The 20,966-nt window shown below is 65.8% G+C and carries 21 protein-coding genes and 1 pseudogene; 18 read left to right on the top strand and 4 right to left on the bottom strand.

Annotation, left to right across the window (positions count from 1 at the left end):
- The first annotated feature begins 208 nt into the window (after positions 1–208).
- From FQV39_RS22760 to FQV39_RS22720, 9 genes are all read left to right on the top strand, one after another.
- On the top strand, positions 209–1,279 hold the full coding sequence (locus tag FQV39_RS22760; RefSeq protein ID WP_149132371.1) for an ABC transporter substrate-binding protein: 1,071 nt from the start codon (positions 209–211) through the stop codon (positions 1,277–1,279).
- A 47-nt stretch (positions 1,280–1,326) separates the two neighbouring features.
- Positions 1,327–2,208, top strand: a complete 882-nt coding sequence (locus FQV39_RS22755) for an ABC transporter permease (protein ID WP_149132370.1) — start codon at positions 1,327–1,329, stop codon at positions 2,206–2,208.
- Positions 2,209–2,215: 7 nt separating this feature from the next.
- Positions 2,216–3,022 (top strand): ABC transporter permease, encoded by an 807-nt coding sequence (locus FQV39_RS22750; RefSeq protein ID WP_149132369.1) that lies wholly within the window; start codon positions 2,216–2,218, stop codon positions 3,020–3,022.
- 27 nt (positions 3,023–3,049) lie between these two features.
- Positions 3,050–4,111: an ABC transporter ATP-binding protein gene (locus FQV39_RS22745; protein ID WP_149132368.1), complete on the top strand. Its 1,062-nt coding sequence runs from the start codon at positions 3,050–3,052 to the stop codon at positions 4,109–4,111.
- A 43-nt stretch (positions 4,112–4,154) separates the two neighbouring features.
- A complete protein-coding gene (locus FQV39_RS22740) occupies positions 4,155–5,174 on the top strand; it encodes a dipeptidase (RefSeq protein WP_349238594.1) in 1,020 nt (339 codons plus the stop codon).
- Between the two features lie 39 nt (positions 5,175–5,213).
- Positions 5,214–5,741: a 4-vinyl reductase gene (locus tag FQV39_RS22735; protein WP_149132367.1), complete on the top strand. Its 528-nt coding sequence runs from the start codon at positions 5,214–5,216 to the stop codon at positions 5,739–5,741.
- Between the two features lie 77 nt (positions 5,742–5,818).
- The gene (locus tag FQV39_RS22730) at positions 5,819–6,874 is read left to right on the top strand and encodes an ABC transporter substrate-binding protein (RefSeq protein WP_187640023.1); all 1,056 of its coding nucleotides are present in this window, start codon (positions 5,819–5,821) and stop codon (positions 6,872–6,874) included.
- 106 nt (positions 6,875–6,980) lie between these two features.
- Entirely contained in the window at positions 6,981–7,832 is an 852-nt protein-coding gene (locus FQV39_RS22725; RefSeq protein WP_149132365.1) for an ABC transporter permease, read from the top strand.
- Positions 7,829–8,626 (top strand): ABC transporter permease, encoded by a 798-nt coding sequence (locus tag FQV39_RS22720; protein WP_149132364.1) that lies wholly within the window; start codon positions 7,829–7,831, stop codon positions 8,624–8,626. The genes FQV39_RS22725 and FQV39_RS22720 overlap by 4 nt, the downstream gene beginning before the upstream one ends.
- Positions 8,627–8,662: 36 nt before the next feature.
- On the opposite strand, the gene FQV39_RS22715 is transcribed toward FQV39_RS22720, so the two are convergent.
- A complete protein-coding gene (locus FQV39_RS22715; protein WP_248313109.1) occupies positions 8,663–9,694 on the bottom strand; it encodes a GlxA family transcriptional regulator in 1,032 nt (343 codons plus the stop codon).
- Between the two features lie 101 nt (positions 9,695–9,795).
- On the opposite strand from FQV39_RS22715, the gene FQV39_RS22710 reads away from it, so the two are divergent.
- The 7 genes from FQV39_RS22710 to purU all read left to right on the top strand — a co-directional run bounded on the left by FQV39_RS22710 (position 9,796) and on the right by purU (position 18,513).
- Positions 9,796–11,049 (top strand): sarcosine oxidase subunit beta family protein, encoded by a 1,254-nt coding sequence (locus FQV39_RS22710; RefSeq protein ID WP_149132363.1) that lies wholly within the window; start codon positions 9,796–9,798, stop codon positions 11,047–11,049.
- Positions 11,050–11,058: 9 nt separating this feature from the next.
- Entirely contained in the window at positions 11,059–11,361 is a 303-nt protein-coding gene (locus tag FQV39_RS22705) for a sarcosine oxidase subunit delta (protein ID WP_149132362.1), read from the top strand.
- On the top strand, positions 11,358–14,357 hold the full coding sequence (locus FQV39_RS22700; protein WP_149132361.1) for a sarcosine oxidase subunit alpha: 3,000 nt from the start codon (positions 11,358–11,360) through the stop codon (positions 14,355–14,357). The genes FQV39_RS22705 and FQV39_RS22700 overlap by 4 nt, the downstream gene beginning before the upstream one ends.
- Before the next feature lie 11 nt (positions 14,358–14,368).
- Positions 14,369–14,893 (top strand): sarcosine oxidase subunit gamma, encoded by a 525-nt coding sequence (locus tag FQV39_RS22695; RefSeq protein WP_149132360.1) that lies wholly within the window; start codon positions 14,369–14,371, stop codon positions 14,891–14,893.
- Between the two features lie 18 nt (positions 14,894–14,911).
- Positions 14,912–16,180, top strand: a complete 1,269-nt coding sequence (glyA, locus tag FQV39_RS22690) for a serine hydroxymethyltransferase (protein ID WP_149132359.1) — start codon at positions 14,912–14,914, stop codon at positions 16,178–16,180.
- A 78-nt stretch (positions 16,181–16,258) separates the two neighbouring features.
- Complete coding sequence (locus FQV39_RS22685) at positions 16,259–17,653, top strand: L-serine ammonia-lyase (protein ID WP_149132358.1); 1,395 nt, start codon at positions 16,259–16,261, stop codon at positions 17,651–17,653.
- A 2-nt stretch (positions 17,654–17,655) separates the two neighbouring features.
- Complete coding sequence (gene purU / locus FQV39_RS22680) at positions 17,656–18,513, top strand: formyltetrahydrofolate deformylase (RefSeq protein WP_149132357.1); 858 nt, start codon at positions 17,656–17,658, stop codon at positions 18,511–18,513.
- A gap of 154 nt (positions 18,514–18,667) precedes the next feature.
- Here the strand turns inward: purU and FQV39_RS22675 are convergent.
- Positions 18,668–18,928, bottom strand: a pseudogene (locus FQV39_RS22675) (FAD-dependent oxidoreductase); the annotation flags it as partial.
- Between the two features lie 165 nt (positions 18,929–19,093).
- Here FQV39_RS22675 and FQV39_RS22670 point away from each other — a divergent pair.
- A complete protein-coding gene (locus FQV39_RS22670) occupies positions 19,094–19,603 on the top strand; it encodes a methylated-DNA--[protein]-cysteine S-methyltransferase (RefSeq protein WP_149132356.1) in 510 nt (169 codons plus the stop codon).
- Between the two features lie 277 nt (positions 19,604–19,880).
- On the opposite strand, the gene FQV39_RS22665 is transcribed toward FQV39_RS22670, so the two are convergent.
- Positions 19,881–20,090: a hypothetical protein gene (locus FQV39_RS22665; RefSeq protein WP_149132355.1), complete on the bottom strand. Its 210-nt coding sequence runs from the start codon at positions 20,088–20,090 to the stop codon at positions 19,881–19,883.
- A gap of 51 nt (positions 20,091–20,141) precedes the next feature.
- Here FQV39_RS22665 and FQV39_RS22660 point away from each other — a divergent pair, with 51 nt between their 5' ends.
- Positions 20,142–20,447, top strand: coding sequence for a hypothetical protein (locus tag FQV39_RS22660; protein ID WP_149132354.1), 306 nt, complete (start codon positions 20,142–20,144; stop codon positions 20,445–20,447).
- 97 nt (positions 20,448–20,544) lie between these two features.
- Here the strand turns inward: FQV39_RS22660 and FQV39_RS22655 are convergent, their stop codons facing one another.
- Positions 20,545–20,964 (bottom strand): hypothetical protein, encoded by a 420-nt coding sequence (locus FQV39_RS22655; RefSeq protein ID WP_149132353.1) that lies wholly within the window; start codon positions 20,962–20,964, stop codon positions 20,545–20,547.
- Between the last annotated feature and the right edge of the window lie 2 nt (positions 20,965–20,966).

Below are 20,966 nucleotides of genomic sequence, written 5' to 3'. Positions count from 1 at the left end.
AACAATAAGGGGATCAAGACCATGGCGTTCGAGCGCGATCTCGATGCAAAGACGGCGGCTGCCTATGCGAGCGCCGACGCTCCGGCGGCGGATCACACATCGTCGAGATCTTGACCGCGCCGCGGGCGATGCCCGCGACGGCCGACGCGACCTGCGGAACGGGCACGGCCCCGCGGCACAGAAAAACGCAAACAAGAAAGTGGCGGAGATGAAGAACAGTTTCGGCACCTTGTCAGGTGCGTCGTCCCGGCGCGCTGTACTCGGATCGTTTGGCGCAGGCGCCTTCGCGCTCGCAGCGCCCGGCCTTGTCCGTGCCCAGGAAGGCAACCTTGTCATCTCCAACTGGGGCGGTGACTGGAACGAGCGCACCATCAGGTTCGTCGAGGCCCCGCTGGTCGAAAGCCGCGGCATCAAGATCGTCCGCGACCTCGCCATGGAGACGGAGCGCAAGGCGAAGCTGATCGCCGAGAAGCGGCTGCGCCGCGGCACCGTAGACGTCTTCCATTGCAACGAGGGCGACAGCGTCGAGCTCAACGGCCAGGAGGTTCTGGCCGACATCGACTTCTCCAAGGTGCCGAACTACGCCGACGTGGTCCCCGCGCTCAAGGCGAAGCCCTTCTTCGTTCCGTGGCTCTATAGCGGCGTCACGATCCTCTACGACAAGAACAAGGTTCCGACCCCGCCCAAATCCTACGAGGAATTGTGGGACAAGAAATGGGCCGGGAAGGTTGGCCTCACCAATCAGCTCTACTTCAACTACATCATGATGGCCGGCCTCATCAGAGGCGGCAGCGTCACCAATACGGAGCAAGGCAAGGAACGCCTGATCCAGCTCAAGGAGCTGACCCAGCCGCGCATCTATGCCGCCCACCAGCAACTCGCGGCCGGGCTCGTCAACGGCGAAGTCGAGATCGCGGTGAACTACAAGGCTCGCGGGCTCCAATGGGCGAATGACGGTGCGCCTTTGGCGAGCCAGTACCCTGCCGAAGGGGCCATCGCGGTGATGTTTGGCGCGACCCTTCCAAAGCGCGCACCCTCTCCGGAGCTCTCCTCGGTATACTTCAACGCCATGCTCGATCCGAAGGCCATGGCCGGCCTCGCGGGCGCCAGCTTCTATGCTCCGGCGAACGGCAAGGCCGATCTCGCGGCCGAGCTGAAGGCGAAGATCGATTTTTCGGCCGCCGAAGCCGAGGCGCTGAAGTTCCCCGACTACGGTCATGTCGCAAAGAACACGGCAGAATGGCTGGAGTGGTGGAACAAGAACATCGCTGCCAAGTGAGCGAGGCGCCCGTGTCTTCCGCAAGCTCCACAAGTTCGGCGCAGGCCATGTCGCTTGCTGCATTCGGCGCGCGGCACGGACGGCGGCCGTCGCCGGCCTTTGGCCTGTCGGCGCCTGCGACGATCTTCGTGCTCGTGGCCCTGATCGGGCCGCTGGCCCTGATGTTTCGCTATTCGCTGAACCGGTTCGTGCCGGGGCAGATGATGGTGGAGGCGCTGACGCTGGCCAACTACGCCAAGTTTCTCGCCGACGGCTATTACCAGAGCGTACTCGCTACAACCTTGTGGGTGTCGGCGCTTTCGACACTGCTTTGCCTCGTAGCCGGCTTTCCCGTGGCGTATTTCCTGGCGCGTCAGGCGAACGAGAAATGGAAGGGGCGCCTGCTGCTGCTCGTCATCCTGCCGCTGCTCATGGGCAATGCCGTGCGCACGGCGGCCTGGATGGTGATCCTCGGCGACAAGGGCTTGTCCAACGCGCTCATCGCCAGTGTCGGCATCGCGCCGATGAAGCTGATGTACACGCCCACGGCGGTCGTCATCGGGCTCATCTCGGTGCTCCTGCCCTTCATGATCGTGACGCTGCAGAGCGTGCTGGAGGGGATCGACGCCAATCTCGAAGCGGCTTCTTCAAGCCTTGGAGCCGGACATCTCACCACCTTGTGGCGCGTGATCCTGCCCTTGGCGCTGCCGGGCATCCTCGCCGGCACGATGCTGTGCTTCATCCTGTCGATGAACGCCTATGCGACGCCGGTGCTCATCGGCGGCCCGAGCTTCCACATGATGGCGCCCACCGTCTACCAGCAAGTCGCCAAAGCGATGAACTGGCCGTTCGGCGCCGCGCTCGCCTTCGTCCTGATGGCGGTGACGCTGGTGCTCACCACGATCGCCAACGTGCTGGTGCAGCGTCGCTACCGGCGCTGGAGCGAGTGAGGCCGTCATGGGTATCGTCGCTATCAACCGCGTCTATGCCGCGCTAGCCGCCGTGATCATGGCCTTCGTCCTCCTGCCGCTGCTGGTCGTGGTCTGGGTCAGCTTCTTCGCGAACCGGATCCTGTCCTTTCCGGCTACCGGCTACACCTTCGACTGGTATGTTCGCGCCTGGGAGCAGGACGCCTTCCGCAACGGCTTCATCACCAGCGTGGAAACCGCGCTGATCGCCGTCGCAATCTCGCTGGCACTGGGCGTTCCAGCGAGCCTGGCGCTCGTGCGCTACCGGTTTCCCGGGCGCGACACCATCCAGACGTTGCTGCTCTCGCCCATGGTGGTGCCGGGCATCGTCGGCGGTGCGGCGCTGTTCATGGCCTTCATCGAGATCGAAGTGCTGTTCGACGTGGAGATCGCCGGCACGCTGCCGGGGCTTCTGGTCGCCCACGGGCTGATCGCCCTGCCGTGGACGATCCGGCTTGTGACCGCTTCGCTCACCGGGATGAGCCCCTCATATGCGGAGGCGGCCCAAAGTCTAGGTGCGAGCGGGCTCACCATCTTCTTCCGGATCACGCTGCCCATCATCAAGCCGGGCATCGTGGCGGCAGTGCTGTTCTCCTTCGTAATCTCCTTCATCGACCTGGAAAAATCGATCTTCCTGGTCGGTCCCGGGCGCTCCACGCTTCAGATCGCCCTGGTCTCCTATCTCGAATGGAACCTCGACTCGACGGTCGCCGCCGTCGCGACCGTGCAGATCATCATCATCGGGGCGTTGCTGCTTGTGAGCAACCGCTACGCCCGGCTCTCCCGCGCCTTTTGACCCTCCCGCCGAACCTGGGGCGAACTCATGTCCGACGTCACGCTGCAATCCATCGTCAAGCGCTATGGCGCCACCACGGCGGTGGACAACGTCTCTCTGAAGATCGAGCAGGGCGAGCTCGTCGCCCTGCTCGGCCCCTCCGGCTGCGGAAAGACCACGACCTTGCGCATGATCGGCGGCTTCATCCCGATCACCGAGGGCCGCATCCTCGTCGGCGGCAAGGACATCACGCACCTGCCGCCCAACAAGCGCAACATGGGATTCGGCTTCCAGAACTACGCACTCTTTCCCCATATGAGCGTCGGCGAGAACGTTGCGTTCGGGCTGGAGATGCGCAGGCTGCCCAAGCACGAGATCTCCGCCAGGGTGAAGAGCGCGCTCGACCGGGTGAAGCTCGGCCATCTCGTCGACCGGCTTCCCAAGCAGCTCTCCGGCGGACAGCAGCAGCGCGTGGCTCTGGCCCGGGCGCTGGTCATCGAGCCCGACGTGCTGCTGCTCGACGAACCGCTCTCCAATCTCGACGCGCAACTGCGCAACGAGATGAAGCTCGAGATCAGGAACATTCAGCAGCAGCTCGGCATCACCACCATCTTCGTCACCCATGACCAGGACGAGGCGCTTTCGGTGGCCGATAGCGTCGTGCTGATGCGCTCCGGCCGCATCGAGCAGCAGGGCGCGCCCGACGACCTCTTCGGCAAACCGTCTTCGCATTTCGTCGCCGAGTTCATGGGCATGACCAATCTGCTCTCCGGCGAGGTCGCCGGACTCGACCGCTTCCGGCTGGAGAGCGGCGACACGCTCGCCATCCCGTCGGTCGCAGCCGGCGGCAGACTGGCGCTCGCCATCCGCCCCGAACGCCTAGTGATCGACGGCGACGACGATGTGCTGGCCGCCAACACGCTGCCCGCCGAAGTGGAGTTCGCGACCTATCGCGGACTGATGATCGACTATCGCCTGCGCACCTCGTCAGGCCTCGCCCTCGTTGCCCGCCGCCCTTCGCCGGCGGTCGGCGGACCGGCGCCGCTCGCCGTCGGACGGCCGGTGCGCGTCTCCTTCCATCCCGAAGCCGGCACCCTGGTGCCGGTCTGATCCTCCGCCGGCATCGCCCGGCTCAGCAAAGGTCTTGATCGTCGTGACTCTGCAGCTTTCCTCCACCGTTCCGCAGGACCAGCACGCCCTGGCGGGCCTGCATGACGAACTCATCGTGATCGACGGGCTCATCATTTCCGATTTCGGCCGTGCCGTCTTCCACGACATGCGCAAAGGCGGGCTCACCGCCGCCAATTGCACGTGCAGCATATGGGAGAATTTCACCGAAACAATGCGCAACATCGCGAAGTGGAAGAAAGACTTCGCCGCTCATTCGGACATCATATCCCAGGTCTACACCACCGCGGATATCCTCAAGGCCAAAGCTGACAGCAAGACCGGTATCATCCTCGGCTGGCAGAACACCTCGGCCCTCGAGGACAAGATCGAATACCTAGAGCTCTTCCACGAGCTCGGCGTGCGCATCATCCAGATGACGTACAACACGCAGAACCTCGTCGGTTCCGGTTGCTATGAGAGCCGCGACAGCGGCCTGTCCGACTTCGGGCGCGACGTGGTGAGCGAGATGAACCGCCTCGGCATCCTGTGTGATCTCTCGCATGTCGGGCCCAAGACGTCGGAAGACGTGATCCTCGCCTCCAGGCAGCGCGTGGCCTATTCGCATTGTCTGCCGGCCGGCCTGAAGACGCATCCGCGCAACAAGAGCGACGAACAGTTGCGCTTCATCGCCGACAAGGGCGGTTTCATCGGCGTCACCATGTTCCCGCCCTTCCTGAAGAAGGGACCGAATTCCACCGTCGCAGACTATGTCGAGGCGATGGAGTACGTCATCGACGTCGTCGGAGAGGACATCGTCGGCGTTGGGACCGACTTCACGCAGGGCTATGGCAAGCCCTTCTTCGACTGGATCACCCACGACAAGGGTTTCGGCCGCAAGCTCACCGACTTCGGTGCAGTGATCAATCCGGCGGGTTTCCGCGAGATCGGCGATTTCCCAAACCTGACCGAGGCCATGCAGCAACGCGGCTGGTCGACCTCGCGCATCGAGAAGGTGATGGGCGGAAACTGGCTCCAACTCCTCAAGGATGTGTGGGGCGCCTGAGCGCCCCGCCGACCGTCCGCAAACCGCGAAGAGAATACCATGGTGAAACCCGAAATCGAGATCGACGTCGACCCCCGGACCGGGCGCTGGCTCGTAGACGCGATGCCCATGATCCTGGTGCCTCAGCACTTCTACAACAACAATCACTTCGCCATCGAAGAGGCCATGGGCACGGAACCATTCGACCGGGCCCTGGCGCCAGCCGGACGGCTATCCGCCTATGTGTGGTGCAAGAAGCAGGCGGACATCTACCACCTGTCCGGCACCGATGTCTTCGCGCACTACATGAAACGACTGTCGCAGCGCGGCTGGGGCTTTTTCTCGATCGAGGCGATCGACCCCACCGCTGGAACCGCCAGCGTCCGGCTCGACCATTCGTCGTTCGTCACCGACGAGACGCGCGGCGCAGGGCGCAAGCTCTGCTTCATGTTCGCGCCATGGCTCGCCGGCGCACTCGAATATGTCTGCGAGGAGGCCGGCACGCCCAGGTCGCTCGCCGCATACGAGGTTCAGTGCGCGGCGGAGGGCCATAACTGCTGCCGCTTCGAAGTCGAGCCCGCCACCTGAGTCAGAAAACGCCCGACCGCGCCGTCATGCGGCGCATGACCCCGGCCCAAAGAGGTTCAAGAGCCATGAGCGACAAGATGACGATATCCCGCCGTGCCGTCTTGAACACCTTCGGCATCGCCGCGGCCGGCGCGGTCGCCGCGCCCGCGGTGATCACGCGCTCGCTCGCCGCGGGCAACACGCTGGTCGTCTATAATTTCGACGGCCTGCTCGGCAAGGTGATCAAGGATCACTGGATCGATCCCTTCGCCCAGAAGACCGGCGCGAAGGTCGAGGTCCTGACCATGCAGGGCTCGTCTCCGCCCATGGCCAAGATCAAGGCGCAGGTGGACGCCGGCCGCCCCGATGCCGACGTCATTCCCATGCAGATGACCGACTATGTCTACGGCGTACGCAACAATCTGTTCCAGACCATCGACGCCAGGGACATGCCGGAATTCGCCAATCTCTATCCCGACTACATCACGCCGCATGGGCCTAAGCTGGTCCTGTGGAGCTACGGCCTCGCCTACAACACCGACAGGATCAAGACACCGCCCACCGCCTGGGCCGATCTGTGGGATCCGCAGTATAAGGGCAAGGCTTCGATCAACGAGGCGCTGTTCGATCAGGCCCTCCAGATGGCCAATCTCGTTTCCAAGGGAAAACCGCTCCCGGTCGACGACGGTACATTCGCCAGCCTGACCAAGCTGCGCCCCAATCTCGCGACCCTCTGGACGACCGGCGCGCAGGCCGAGCAGCTCCTGCGGACCGGAGAGGTCTGGATCATGGCTGTGTGGAACGGCCGCGTCTATCCGCTGAAGGATCAGGGCGTGCCGATCGACTTCGTTTCACCGAAGGAAGGTTTCTTCACGCGGTCCGACCCGTTCTGCATACCGCGCGGCGCCCGGAACCCGGAACTCGCCAAGGCCTTCATCAACTTCTCCTGCACCGTGGCACCGCAGCAGGCGCTGGCCGAGAAGCTCTTTTACGCCTCGCCGAACCAGAAGGTCGTATACCCGCCGGAAATCGCCAGACGCGTCGTGGTCTCGACGCGCGAGGAGCTGGCCCGCGCCGTTCCGGAAAACTACGAGGTGATCGTCGACAGCCTGCCCGACTGGCGCCGGCGCTGGGACGCCTGGAAGCAGAGTTGATCGCATGGGGAGCCGGAGGGCGCGTCCAACCATCCGGCTCCGAAGCGTCGCTTTATCTGCCATCAAGACGGCGGCGAAGAAGACCGGCGTCCGAGAAGGTCAAGACATGTCCGTTCTGAAGCGCTTCGGCTGGAGGGGGCTCATAGCCCCTGCATTGCTGCTCTACGCCGTCGTCTTCTTTCTGCCGCTCGGCGTGCTGATCGGGGACAGTGTGCGTCCCTCCAGCTCGCCGGCATTGTCGCTCCAGAACTACGATGCCTTTTTCACCGATGGGATCAGCCTGTCGATCTTCCTGCGCACCGTGCGCCTCGCATTGTTCGTGACCCTGGCCTGCCTCGCCTTGGGCTACCCGCTGGCGCTGTTCATGCGCCGGGCCGGCCCGGGAATGCGGCTCGTTGCGCTGACCATAGTGGTCTCACCGCTCCTGACCTCCGTGATCGTGCGCAATGTCGCCTGGCTGCTGGTGCTTGGCCGCGAGGGGATGGTGAATGCGCTGCTGCGCGAGATCGGCCTGATCGATGCGCCGCTGCCGCTGCTCTACAATACGCTGGGCGTGGTCGTCGGCGTCACCCATGTCTACCTCGCCTTCCTAGTGCTGCCGATATTCTCCTCCCTGCTCGCCATCGACCCTTCAGTCGAGCAAGCGGCCGCGAGCCTCGGCGCCTCGCGCTTCACCGTCTTCCGCCGCGTGACCTTGCCGCTGAGCATGACGGGCGTGATCGCGGGCTCGACGCTGGTCTTCGTGCTCACCATGGGCGTCTATCTCACGCCCGTGATCATGGGCGGCAGCTTCGTCACCACGCTTCCCATGGTGATGACTGACCTCGTGCGGACGCAGTTCGACTTCAGCCGCGCGGCCGCCTTCGCCGTCGTGCTGCTCGCCTTCATCTGCGCCGTCCTGGTGATCTCCGGCCGCGCGGAAAAACGCATCGACGCGATGCGTGGGGAAACATCATGATGCAAGAGAACCGCATCGGGCTTTTCGTGGGCGCGGTCGCGTGGGCCACGATGGCCTTCCTGATCCTGCCGCAGCTCATCCTGCTAATCCAATCCTTCACCATCGAGGATTATCTCTCCTTCCCGCCGAAGGCTTTCGGTTTCCGGTGGTATGCCTACATCTTTCACGATGAGACTTGGCTCAAAGCGCTGGGCACCAGCCTCCTCATCGCCGCGCTGGCAACCCCGCTCGCCGTCGTCATCGGCACGGCTGCAGCCATAGGTCTCGATCGCGGCCCGTCGTGCATGCGCAAGATCGTGCGCACGGCCCTGATCTCGCCGATGATCCTGCCACATGTCGTGCTGGGTATGGCGATCTACCGGGTGTTCCTGCCAATCCGCTTCGACGACACGGTGACAGGCTTCCTCGTCGCGCATCTGGTCTTGTGCGTGCCCTATGTCGTGGTCACCGTCGGGGCGAGCCTCCAGGCCATGGACCGGTCGCTCGAACAGGCAGCGATGAGCCTCGGCGCATCGCTGCCGACGGCACTCTGGCGGGTGGTGCTGCCGCTCGCGCGGCCAGGCATCATAGCCGGCGCCGTGTTCGCCTTCATCACCTCGTTCGACGAGTTCATCGTCACCTATTTCCTTGCCAGCCGGCAGACGACAGCACCGATCCAGATCTTCTCCAGCCTGTCATACCAGTTGGAGCCGTCCATCGCCGCAGTATCAGGTCTCACTCTAGTGATCACGGTGGCGCTCTCGGGCCTGCTGGTCCTGCGCGGCAGCTTGGTGGGGTCAGCTAGGATGGCATGAGGGATCTGCTCGGCCTTAGGTAGCGAGAACCGCGCTCTATCCCAGTGTGCTCCTCTCAACAGAATGACCGCGGCGACCAGAGCGAAAGTCGGATCCGCTTAGCGCATTGGTTTCCGGCATTCTTCGGAAAGCGTCCGGGGTCATTCCCTCGGCAGCTCGGAACATACGGATGAGATGAGGCAGGTCGCAGAAGCCGGTATCGGCTGCGATCTGGGTTGCGGACCGCTCTGTCGTCTTCAGCAGGTGCTTGGCCTGCTCGATGCGGATCAGCCGGTCGGCTTCGAGTGGCGTCATGTCCAGAGCCTCGCGGAAATGCCGTTCGAGCTTGCGCCGACTCACCCCGAGCAGCGTCACCAGGCGCCCGATCGCAAGCGGGGCGTCGATCGATTGCTGCATCAGGAGCAGGGCCTTGCGCACCAGCCCGTCACTGGCGACGAGCGCGAGCGGCATGCCCGGCTGCGGCTCTTCGGCCGCCATCGCCTCGTCGATGATCATGATGTGCAGGCTCTTTGCCGCGCGGGCCCGTCCGAGATGGCGCTCGACGATGAAGGCGGCGAGATGCGCCGAGGACACGCCGCCCGAGCAGGTCAACCGGTCGCGATCGACGACGAAGATCTGGTCCGAGACCGGCTTCAGCCCGTCGAACCGCTCGAGGAAGTCGGCGTGGTGGAACCAGCTGACGCAGGCGCGATAGCCCTGCATCAAGCCCGCCCGGTGCAGGATGAAGGTGCCGGTGCAGACCCCGACCAGCGGCACCCCGACCGCTGCCGCGCGCTTGAGGAAGCTCACCGTGTCGGGATGCAGGTTCTCGATCTCATCGACCAGGCCGCCGACCACCACGAGATAGTCGAACCGCGCCGGGTCGCCGAGGCGCTCCTCCGGCTGGACCACGACGCCGCAGCTTGAGGCGATCGCCTCCCTCGTCGGCGACAGGACGCGCCAGGCACAGAGAATAGGCCGCGACCGGTCGCCTTCATCGGCCGATAGACGCAGGACATCGACGAAGTTCGCGAAGGCGCAGAGCGTAAACCGTCGAGCCAGGATGAATCCGACCTTCAGCTTGGCCATTCGCCCTCCATGCCGCCACCATACAGTGCATCTGACGGATTCATACAGCCCGAATTCGCGATAGTCCGGCAAACATTCGATCAAGAATACGGGAGGCCGGCATGACGCACTTCTCTTTCGCCCAGGTCATCAGGGGCGCGCTGAGCGGCCAGAAGAACTGGACGCCCCAGTGGCCGGACGCACAGCCCAAGGCCGCCTATGACGTGATCATCGTCGGCGCCGGCGGGCACGGCCTCGGCGCGGCCTATTACCTGGCGAAGGAGCACGGGATCACCAATGTCGCGGTGATCGACAAGGGCTGGCTCGGCGGCGGCAATACCGGCCGCAACACCACGATCATCCGCTCGAACTATCTCTATGACGAGAGCGCGCGGCTTTACGATCACGCGCTCGATCTCTGGGAGAATCTCTCCCAGGATCTGAACTACAACGTCATGTACTCCAAGCGCGGCGTGATGATGCTGGCGCACAACATCCACGATGTTCAATCCTTCCAGCGCCACGTCCATTCGAACCGCCTGAACGGCGTCGACAATCAATGGCTGACGGCGAAGGAGGCGCAGCGCTTCTGCCCGCCGCTCGATATTTCGCCCTCGGCGCGCTACCCGGTCGTCGGCGCGGCCCTGCAGCGCCGCGCCGGCACCGCCCGGCACGACGCCGTCGCCTGGGGCTACGCCCGCGGCGCGGCGGCGCGCGGCGTCGACATCATCCAGAACTGCCCGGTGACCGCGATCCGCCGCGGCCCGGACGGGCGGGTCATCGGGGTCGAGACGCCGAAGGGCTTCATCGCTGCGAAGAAGGTCGCGGTCTCCGCCGCCGGCCACACCTCGGTCGTGATGGAGACGGCCGGCGTGCGCCTCCCGCTCGAATCCTACCCGCTGCAGGCGCTCGTCTCCGAGCCGGTGAAGCCGATCTTCCCTTGCGTCGTCATGTCGAATTCGGTGCACGCCTATATCAGCCAGTCCGACAAGGGCGAGCTCGTCATCGGCTCCGGCACCGACCAGTATGTCAGCTATTCCCAGCGCGGCGGCCTGCCGCTGATCGAACACACGCTGGCGTCGATCTGCGAGATCTTCCCGATCTTCCGGCGCATGCGGATGCTGCGCAAATGGGGCGGCATCGTCGACGTGACGCCGGACCGCTCGCCGATCATCGGGCTGACGCCGGTGCCGGGCCTCTACGTCAATTGCGGCTGGGGCACCGGCGGGTTCAAGGCGACGCCGGGCTCCGCGCATGTCTTCGCCCATACGATCGCCCGCAATCAGCCGCACCCGATCAACGCGCCGTTCACGCTCGAACGTTTCACCACCGGCCAGCTGATCGACGAGGCGGCCGCTGCCGCCGTCGCGCACTGAGGACCTGCCATGTTGCTGATCCGTTGCCCCTATTGCGAGCAGGACCTGCCCGAGCTCGAATTCGCCTATGCCGGTGAGGCCCATATCGCCCGGCCGCAGGACCCGTCGCAGCTCACCGACGAGGAATGGCGCGACTTCCTCTTCATCCGCTCGAACCCCCGCGGCGTCCATTTCGAGCGCTGGCGCCACGTCAACGGCTGCGCCCGCTTCTTCAACGCGGCACGCGAGACCGTCTCCGACCGCTTCCTTCTCACCTACAAGGCGGGCGAGGCCCGTCCCGACATCTCCGCTCTGACGGGAGGCGCCGAATGACCCGCTACCGCCTTTCCGGCCGCGGCCGCGTCGATCACCGCAAGCCCGTCCGCTTCACCTTCGACGGCAAGAGCTATCAGGGGCTGGCCGGCGATACCCTCGCCTCGGCGCTGCTCGCCAACGGCGTCCACTTGATGGGCCGGTCCTTCAAGTACCACCGGCCCCGCGGCGTGGTCTCCGCCGGCTCCGACGAGCCGAACGCGCTGATGGGCACAAGCCGCGGCCCCGGCCGGTTCGAGCCGAACACCCGCGCGACGATCCAGGAACTCCGCGACGGCCTGGAAGCGACCAGCCAGAACCGCTGGCCCAGCCTCTCCTTTGACATGGGCGCAATCAACGACCGCCTGGGCTCGCTCTTCTCCGCCGGCTTCTACTACAAGACGTTCATGTGGCCCCGCGCCTTCTGGGACCGTGTCTACGAGCCGATCATCCGCAACGCCGCGGGCCTCGGCGTCTCCCCCACCGAGCCCGACGCCGATCGCTACGCCAGCCGCTTCGCCCACACCGACGTGCTCGTGATCGGCGCAGGCCCCGCCGGCCTTGCCGCGGCGCTCGCCGCCGGCCGTTCCGGCGCCTCCGTCTTGGTCGTCGACGAGACCGCCGAACCCGGCGGCAGCCTCCTCTCCGAGCCCTCGGTGACGATCGACGGCAAGCCGGCCTGGGACTGGCTGACTGCGGCCCTCGCCGAACTGGCCGCGCTCCCGAACGTCACCGTCATGACCCGGACGACGGCGATCGGCTACTACCACCAGAACCTGATCGGCCTGGCGCAGCGCCTGACCGACCACCTCGCCACCCCGCCCAAAGACGCACCGCGCGAGCGGATGTGGAAGGTCCGAGCGGGCCAGGTCGTCCTCGCCCAGGGCGCGCTTGAGAAGCCGCTGGTCTTCGACGGCAACGACCGCCCGGGCGTGATGCTGGCCGGCGCCGCCCAGACCTATATTCACCGCTACGGCGTCAAGGTCGGCGATCGCCCGGCCATCGTCACCACCCACGACTCGGCCTGGTTCGCTGCCTTCGACCTGGCGGAGGCCGGCGCCAAGCCCGCCGTCATCGTCGATATCCGCGCCAGCGTCGCCCCCGCCCTCACCGACCGCGCCCGCGCGCTGGGCATCGAGTCCCTGCTCGGCCACAGCGTCACCGGCACCTCTGGCCGCCTGCGAGTGAAGTCGCTGCGCGTCAACCGGCTGGAGAAAGGCCGGGCGGGTACCGCCCGCGAGATCGCCTGCGACGCCGTGCTCATGTGCGGCGGCTGGACCCCCTGCCTGCACCTCTTCAGCCACACCAAGGGCAGCTTGGCCTGGGACGACAAGCTCCAGGCGTACCTGCCCGGCAAGAAGACCGAAGCCGTCCACATCGCGGGCGCTGGCCGCGGCCTCTGGGGCATCGCCGCCGTCCTCAACGACGGCGCCACTGCAGGCACTGCCGCCGCCCGCGCCGCCGGCCGGGACGCGACGGCGCAGAGCTACGCCGTCACCGCCGACCGCACCGGCTCGGGCGTCACGCTCACGGAGCTGGCGAGCGACCGCAACCCGGCGACCGCCAAGGCCTTCATCGATTTCCAGAACGACGTCACCGCCAAGGACATCCGGCTCGCGGTCCGCGAGGGCATGCGCTCGATCGAGCACGTCAAGCGCTACACCACCAACGGCATGGCGACCGACCAGGGCAAGATGTCGAACATCAACGGCCTGATGATCGCCGCCGACGCCCTTGGCAAGGAGCCGCCGCAGGTCGGCCTCACCACCTTCCGGCCGCCCTACACGCCGACCACTTTCGGCACCTTCGCCGGCTACCACCAGGACGCGACCTTCGAGGTCACGCGCAAGACGCCGATCGACCCCTGGGCCGAGGCCAACGGCGCCGCCTTCGAGCCGGTCGCGCTCTGGCGCCGCGCCTGGTACTTTCCGAAGGCGGGCGAGGACATGCACGCCGCCGTCGCCCGCGAGTGCCGCGCGGCCCGCGCCTCCGTCGGCATCTTCGACGCCTCGACGCTCGGCAAGATCGAGGTCGTCGGGCCGGACGCCGTCACCTTCATGGAGCGGATGTATACGAACCCCTGGGCGAAGCTCGGGGTCGGGCGCTGCCGCTACGGCCTGCTGCTTGGCGAGGACGGTTTTATCCGCGACGACGGCGTCATCGGCCGCCTCGCCGCTGACCGCTTCCATGTCACCACGACCACCGGTGGCGCCGCCCGCGTGCTCAACATGATGGAGGACTACCTCCAGACCGAATGGCCCGAGCTCAAGGTCTGGCTCACCTCGACCACCGAACAATGGGCCGTCATCGCCCTGCAGGGTCCGAACGCGCGCAAGCTCCTCGAGCCCTTCGTCGAGGGGCTCGACATCTCCGAGGCCGCCTTCCCGCACATGTCGGTCGCGACCTGCACCGTCGCCGGCTTCCCGGCCCGGCTGTTCCGCGTGTCCTTCACCGGCGAGCTCGGCTTCGAGGTCAACGTTCCCGCCCGCCACGGCCGCGCCCTCTGGGAGACGCTCATGGCGGCCGGCCGGCCATACGACATCATCCCCTACGGCACCGAGACCATGCATGTTCTGCGCGCCGAAAAGGGCTACATCATCATCGGCCAGGACACCGACGGCACCCTCACTCCGGATGATGCCGGCCTTACCTGGGCGATCGGCAAGGCCAAGCCCGACTTCGTCGGCAAGCGCTCGCTCTCGCGCCCCGACATGGTGGCGAAGGGCCGCAAGCAGCTCGTCGGCCTCCTGACCGACGACCCGAAGATCGTGCTGCAGGAAGGCGCCCAGATCGTCGCCGATCCGAATGAGCCGAAGCCGATGACCATGCTCGGCCACGTGACGTCCTCCTATTGGAGCGAGGCGCTCGGCCGCTCGATCGCCATGGCGGTCATCGCGGACGGCCGCGCCCGCGACGGCGAGAGGCTGCACATCCCGATGCCGGACCGGACGATTCCCGCCCGCGTGGTCAAGAGCACCGTCTTCTACGATCCCGAAGGCACCCGCCTCAGCGCCTGAGAGGAAACGCCATGACCATCATGACCGCCTCGTTCGCCCCGGCGACGATCACCGAGCTGCCGCCGACCACCCGGATCTCGCTGCGCACCGCCGATCCCTCCGCCGTCGCCGCCGGCCTCGGCCTCGAACTGCCGGCGAAGGTCGGTGCCCGCGCCGTCGCCGGCGCCCGCACCGCGCTGTGCCTCGGGCCCGACGAATGGCTCATCGAAGCGCCCGAGGCGGAAGCCGGCCTGCTCACCGGGACCCTCACCGAGCTCGCGGCACGGCTGCCGCTCAGCGCCGTCGAGGTCTCCGACCGCGAGATTACCTTCGCGCTCGCCGGCCCCGCCATCCTCGACCTGCTCGCCACGGGCTGCCCGCGCGACGTGGCGCAACTCACGGTCGGCGCCGGCTGCCGCACGATCTTCGACACCGTGCAGATCGTGCTGACCCGCGAGGCCGAGGACCGGTTCCATCTGACGGTCTGGCGCTCTTTCGCGCCCCATCTTCGCGCCCTGCTCGATATCGCCGCGCGCGAACTTGCCGCCGGCCTTTGAAACCATAAGGGAACCGCCATGCTCGCTACCGCCGCCCCTCGCCTCGCCGACGAGGCCGTCGCAGCCGCCATCGGCCGCGAACTCGGCCGCCAGCAGAACCAGATCGAGCTGATCGCCTCGGAGAATATCGTCTCCCGCGACGTACTGATCGCGCAGGGCTCGGTCCTGACCAACAAATACGCCGAGGGCTATCCCGGCAAACGCTACTACGGTGGCTGCGAATATGTCGACGAGGTCGAGACCGTGGCGCTTGAGCGCGTCAAGCAGCTCTTCGGCGCGGCCTACGCCAATGTTCAGCCGCATTCCGGCGCCCAGGCCAACCAGGCCGTCTTCCTCGCGCTGCTCCAGCCGGGCGATCGGATCATGGGCCTATCGCTTGCCCATGGCGGCCATCTGACCCACGGCTCGCCGGTCACCATGTCCGGCAAATGGTTTGACGTGGTCGACTACCAGGTCCGCGAATCCGATCAATTGATCGACATGGACGCAGTCCGCGCCCGCGCGCTCGAAACCCGGCCGAAGCTCATCGTGGCCGGCGCCTCGGCCTATCCGCGCCAGATCGACTTCGCCGGCTTCCGCGCCATTGCCGACGAGGTCGGCGCCTGGCTGATGGTCGACATGGCTCACTATGCCGGCCTGATCGCCGCGGGCCTCTATCCCAATCCGGTGCCGCACGCTCACGTCACGACCTCGACCACCCACAAAACCTTGCGCGGGCCGCGCGGCGGCCTCATCCTGACGAACGATCCGGAGCTGGCTAAGAAACTCAACTCCGCCGTGTTTCCGGGCAATCAGGGCGGCCCGCTGATGCATGTCATCGCCGCCAAGGCCGTAGCGTTTGGCGAGGCGCTGCAGCCGTCCTTCCGCGACTACGCTTACCGCGTCATCGCCAATGCCCGGGCGCTGGCTGTGGCGCTGAAGGCAGGCGGCCTCGACATCGTCTCCGGCGGCACCGACTGCCACATGGTGCTCGTGGACCTGCGCCCGAAGGGGGTGAAGGGGCGCGATGCCGAGCGGGCGCTGGAGCGGGCGGGCCTCACCTGCAACAAGAACGCCATCCCCTTCGACCCGGAGAAGCCGTTCGTCACCTCCGGTGTCCGCCTCGGCACCTCCGCCGGCACCACCCGCGGCTTCGGCGAGGCCGAATTCACCCGCATCGGCGAGTTGACCCTGAAGGTGGTCGAGGCTCTCGCCGCCAGCGGGCCCGAAGGCGATGCGGCCGTCGAGGCCGAGGTGCTGGCCGAGGTCCGCCGCCTCTGTGCCGCTCATCCGATCTACGTTGACTGACGCGATCCCAACCACCTCCATAGCAACTCCGGGGCGGCATGTGCGCCGCTCCCACACACGCCGCCCTTCGAGAGCCCGATGTTCCTGAGCGTCTTCGACATCTTCAAGATCGGCGTCGGCCCTTCGAGTTCGCACACCATGGGCCCGATGCTTGCCGCCGCCCGCTTCCTCGACGCTCTCCGCGAGGGCAAGGAGCGCGTGCCCGGCTCTGGAGCGCCCGTCCGGCTCGAGGCGTCGCTGCACGGCAGCCTCGCCTTCACCGGCAAGGGCCACGCCACCGATCGCGCCGTCATCCTCGGCCTTCTCGGCTTCCGCCCGGAGACCCTCGCCCCCGACAAAGCCGAGCGCCGCGAGGCCGCTCTCAGAGCCACCGGCCGGATCGATGTTCCCGGCGTCGGCCCGCTCGCCTTCGACCTGGACAAGGACATCGTCTTCGACTACGGCCCGCCGCTCCCCGGCCACGCCAACGGCATGGTCCTGCGCAGCTACGACGCCGCGGGCAATCTGCACTTCGCCGAGACCTACTATTCGATCGGCGGCGGCTTCGTCCTGACCGAGCACGAGCTCGGGAATGCGAGTCTGAAGGGAGACGACGCCGAGGTGACCCGCCCCTATCCCTTCGCCACCGCCGCCGAGATGCTGGCCATGGGCGAGAGTGCCGGCCTGGGCATCGCCGCGATGAAGCGCGCGAACGAGACGGCGGGCGGCCATTCCACGCTCGACGCCGATCTCGACCGCCTCTGGGCGGTGATGGACGCCTGCATCGACAGCGGCCTCGCCACCGAGGGTACACTTCCCGGCGGCCTCAAGGTCCGCCGGCGCGCCCGCGCCATCCATCAGGCGCTCCTCGCCGAGCGCGGCAGCAATGCCGCCCAGCCGCACACCGTCAACGACTGGCTGTCGGTCTACGCGATGGCGGTGAACGAGGAGAACGCGGCCGGCGGCCGCGTCGTCACCGCACCGACCAACGGTGCCGCCGGCGTCGTGCCCGCGGTGATCCGCTACTACCGCGACCATTGCATTGGAGCCTCCCATGAAGGCATCCGCGACTTCCTGCTGACCGCCGCTGCCGTGGGCGGGATCATCAAGACCAACGCCTCGATCTCCGGCGCCGAAGTCGGCTGCCAGGGAGAGGTCGGCTCCGCCGCCGCCATGGCCGCCGCCGGCCTCTGCGCCGCGCTCGGCGGAACGAACGCCCAGGTCGAGAACGCCGCCGAGATCGCGCTCGAGCATCATCTCGGCATGACCTGTGATCCGGCACGCGGCCTCGTCCAGGTGCCGTGCATCGAGCGCAACGGGCTCGGTGCCATCAAGGCCGTCGCCGCCGCCTCGCTCGCGCTCCGTGGCGACGGCATCCATGTCGTCCCCCTCGACGCCTGCATCGAGACCATGCGCCAGACCGGCCTCGATATGAGCGTGAAGTACAAGGAAACCTCGACCGGCGGCCTCGCCGTCAACCTCCCGGGGTGCTGAAAGTGCCGGATAGCTCCTTCATCCTCACGCTCGCCAGCGCTCCCCTGCCGGGCATCATCGCCGCCGTCAGCAGCATCATCGCCGAGCTCGATGGCAACATCACCGAGACCCATCAGCACTGGGACCGGTCGACCAATCGCTTCTTTCTCCGCGTCGCCTTCATCGGGCCGGACGGCCTGACCGTGCCGACCGTGGAACGGGCACTCGGCCCCGCCGTCGAGCGGTTCGGCCTGGAGTTCCAGATCGTCGACGCCGCACATCGGCCGCGCATCATCGCCATGGTCTCGAAGTTCGACCATGCGCTCCTGCATCTGCTGTACCAGATCCGGGTCGGCTGGCTGCACGCCGAGGTGGCCGCCATCGTCTCGAACCACGAGGAGGCCCGCGCGATCGCCGAGGCAGCGGGCATCCGCTTCGTCCATTTGCCGGTGACAGCGGCGACGAAGCCGGCACAGGAGGCCGCCTTGCTGGCGCTGCTCGACCAGACCGGCGCCGAGGCCGTCGTCCTCGCGCGCTACATGCAGGTTTTGTCCGACGATCTCTCGCGCAAGCTCTCAGGCCGCGCCATCAACATTCACCACTCGTTCCTGCCGGCCTTCAAGGGCGCCAAGCCCTACCATCAGGCGTATGAGCGCGGCGTCAAGCTGATCGGTGCCACCGCCCATTACGTCACCAGCGACCTCGACGAGGGCCCGATCATCGAGCAGGACGTCGCCCGGGTCAGCCACGCCGATAGCGCCGAGGATCTCGTCGCGATCGGCCGCGACGTGGAGTCGCGCGTGCTCGCCCGTGCCGTCAAGCTCCATCTCGAACGGCGAGTGATGCTCAGCGGCAATCGGACGGCCGTCTTCGGGAAGTAGCCCTTCTGCGCATGCGGAAGGAGACGGCGCAGCCGCGGTCCATCGGACAGGGCCTGTCTGGCTTCGGTGTGTTCACGCGAAAGGCGGAAGGCCCCTCCCCGTGAACACGGCGATGAGAGGCTCGCCCGCGCCGGAAAGCCTCCCCTCCCCCGTCTCAGCCTTCCCGGCCGGCCCGCATCTCCTGCCAGCGGATGACCGCGTTCGCTCCGAGCCAGGCGAACGGCTCCGGCGGAAGCCTGCTCGGCTTCGGCTGATTGGGGTACTTATCCAGGTCCTCCGAGCGGATTCCTGTCGCGAGCTCGGCGGCCATCATGCCGGCGAGCGTGCTCTTGACCATGCCGAGGCCGTTCTTGCAGCAGGCGGAATAGAGACCGTCCTCCACCTCGCCGAAGGCCGGGACTTGGTTCCGGCCCAGCTGTCGTCAAACGGCAGTCCAGCGAGATCGGGGATCGGAGATTGTCCTTTGGGGAGAGATAAATCGAGATTTCGCAATGAATTTCGATTTGAGAGCAAGAGCCGGAGAGGTGCAGCCGGATGCTGAATTTAATATTCAACGCATTGAAACGAGAAGGTAAAAACAATGCGTGAGAACATTCGCTTTGCATGGGGGATCAGTTCCCTTGGCGATTTTGTCGTCGCCATGTCCGACAAGGGCATCGTGGCGCTCGAATTCGGCTCTGCACGCGACTTGATGGAGGATGCCCTGCGTACCCGCTTTCTGGATGCCGATTTGCATCGGAGCGCGGATGAACTGGCAGACGTCATCACGACGGTGACGGCATTGATCGACGATCCGGCGAAGGATTGCGACTTGCCGCTCGATATGCGCGGGACGGCCTATGAGGTGAAGGTCTGGACGATGCTGCGGGAAATCCCGGCTGGCCAGACGACGACCTATGGGGCGCTGGCCGCCAAGCTCGGCGAGCGGGATCCGCGGGATGTGACGCAGGCGATCGCAAACAACGCGATTGCAGTCATCGTCCCCTGCCATCGCGTCATCAAGAAGGATGGCTCGATCTCCGGCTATCGCTGGGGCGTCCGGCGCAAGCGCGTGCTGCTCGCGCGCGAGCAGGGAAAGCAGGAGCATTGACGTGCCCAGCATGTCGCGCGTCACCCGCGCATCTGCGCTCTCGACAGATCGCCGCGCAGTGGTCAAGGGAGGCGATAACCTCCCCGAGCCGCTCGCGGTGGGATGGTCCTAGCGCTCGCGGGTGATCTGGCCCGCAATCGCAAGCTGCTCGAAGCGAATGCAGGCCACATTTGGCAATCTGGTTCCACCGCCTTCGGCGGCGGGGCTAATTCCATTCAGCACTGTTGTCCCAGAATTGCGGGCGAACAGGAAATCGATGATCTCGAGGAGGCCAATCTCAGCTGCTGCGCGGATCGAACGTTCCCTTTGAGCGAATGTATTCCTGAGCGCTATTGCTCAACACCACCTGACTTCCCGTGCGGCTGGCCAGCCCTCTCGCATATTCGATCGCTTCATTAATGTCGCCGGATCTGCCGTAGTACTCGCCCGTGACATCTCTGACGACCCAGTCTGTGCCGAGGCGGCACACGGTCAAGATCTGCGCCATCACAGTTCCTCGGTCCAAATAAGCCGAACAATCGAGGAGCCCTTTCGTTCCGTGGTTCAGCTCAAGCAATCGAACTTGTCCGAACGGCGACTTCAGATAGATTTTGCGGCGGGCATCCGCTGGAGGAAAGGAGCCATGCCATTCTCGTCGCTGAATGATCCGATTGACCTCGCTCGGGCGCAGGCGGCACTGGAGGCAGCATGGAATGAAGTCAGGTCGACGGTTCCCGCTGAGTTCGAGGAGCGGGAACGCACCAGATTGGCTTACATCGTGGCTGCGCTGGTGGCCGTAGCGGAAGACGAAGATGACCTGACGAAGCGGACCGTTGAGCGGTACCGACAATCTGCTATCGCATGACGAAGACTTGATCTCGCTTCGGTGAGGCCGAGCCTTTTCGCTTTTGTCTGAATGCCAGCTTAGGGTCGGCGCGAACGTTGGTTCTGAGGTCGAACGTTCAATTCGCGGTACGAACTCTGTGTTCTTGGAGCTTGGCCTGCATCTGCGCCACGAGCCGCAACAGTTCGCTGTGTGACATCGTCATCGTCACATGGCGGTCGCCGATCGTCAGCCGTAGATGAAACTTGCCTTGCGTTGCCCCGCTAAAGCGCGGTTCGTCAGTATCAATCGATGTCGCCGTCACCTCATGCTCTCCCACGAGGCCTGCGGGTATATCGATCTGGACTTCGTCGCCGGCCGGTGCGGGCATATAGGCGTTGAGACCGGCTGCCAGCTTTTCAGCCTGAGGCCGATCCAGCAGAAAGACCTGGCTATGCCCCGGTGCGGTGAATTTGAAGGCAACATGCAGCTGACCCGCAGGGGTGATCCACTCGACGTTGTCGATGAGGGCAGCATCGACCATTGTCAGGTCCAGCATGG

The sequence above is a fragment of the Bosea sp. F3-2 genome (assembly GCF_008253865.1).
Taxonomy (GTDB): domain Bacteria; phylum Pseudomonadota; class Alphaproteobacteria; order Rhizobiales; family Beijerinckiaceae; genus Allobosea.
Note: the sequence above shows the minus strand (reverse complement) of the source record. Positions and strands in the feature narration are given on the sequence as shown.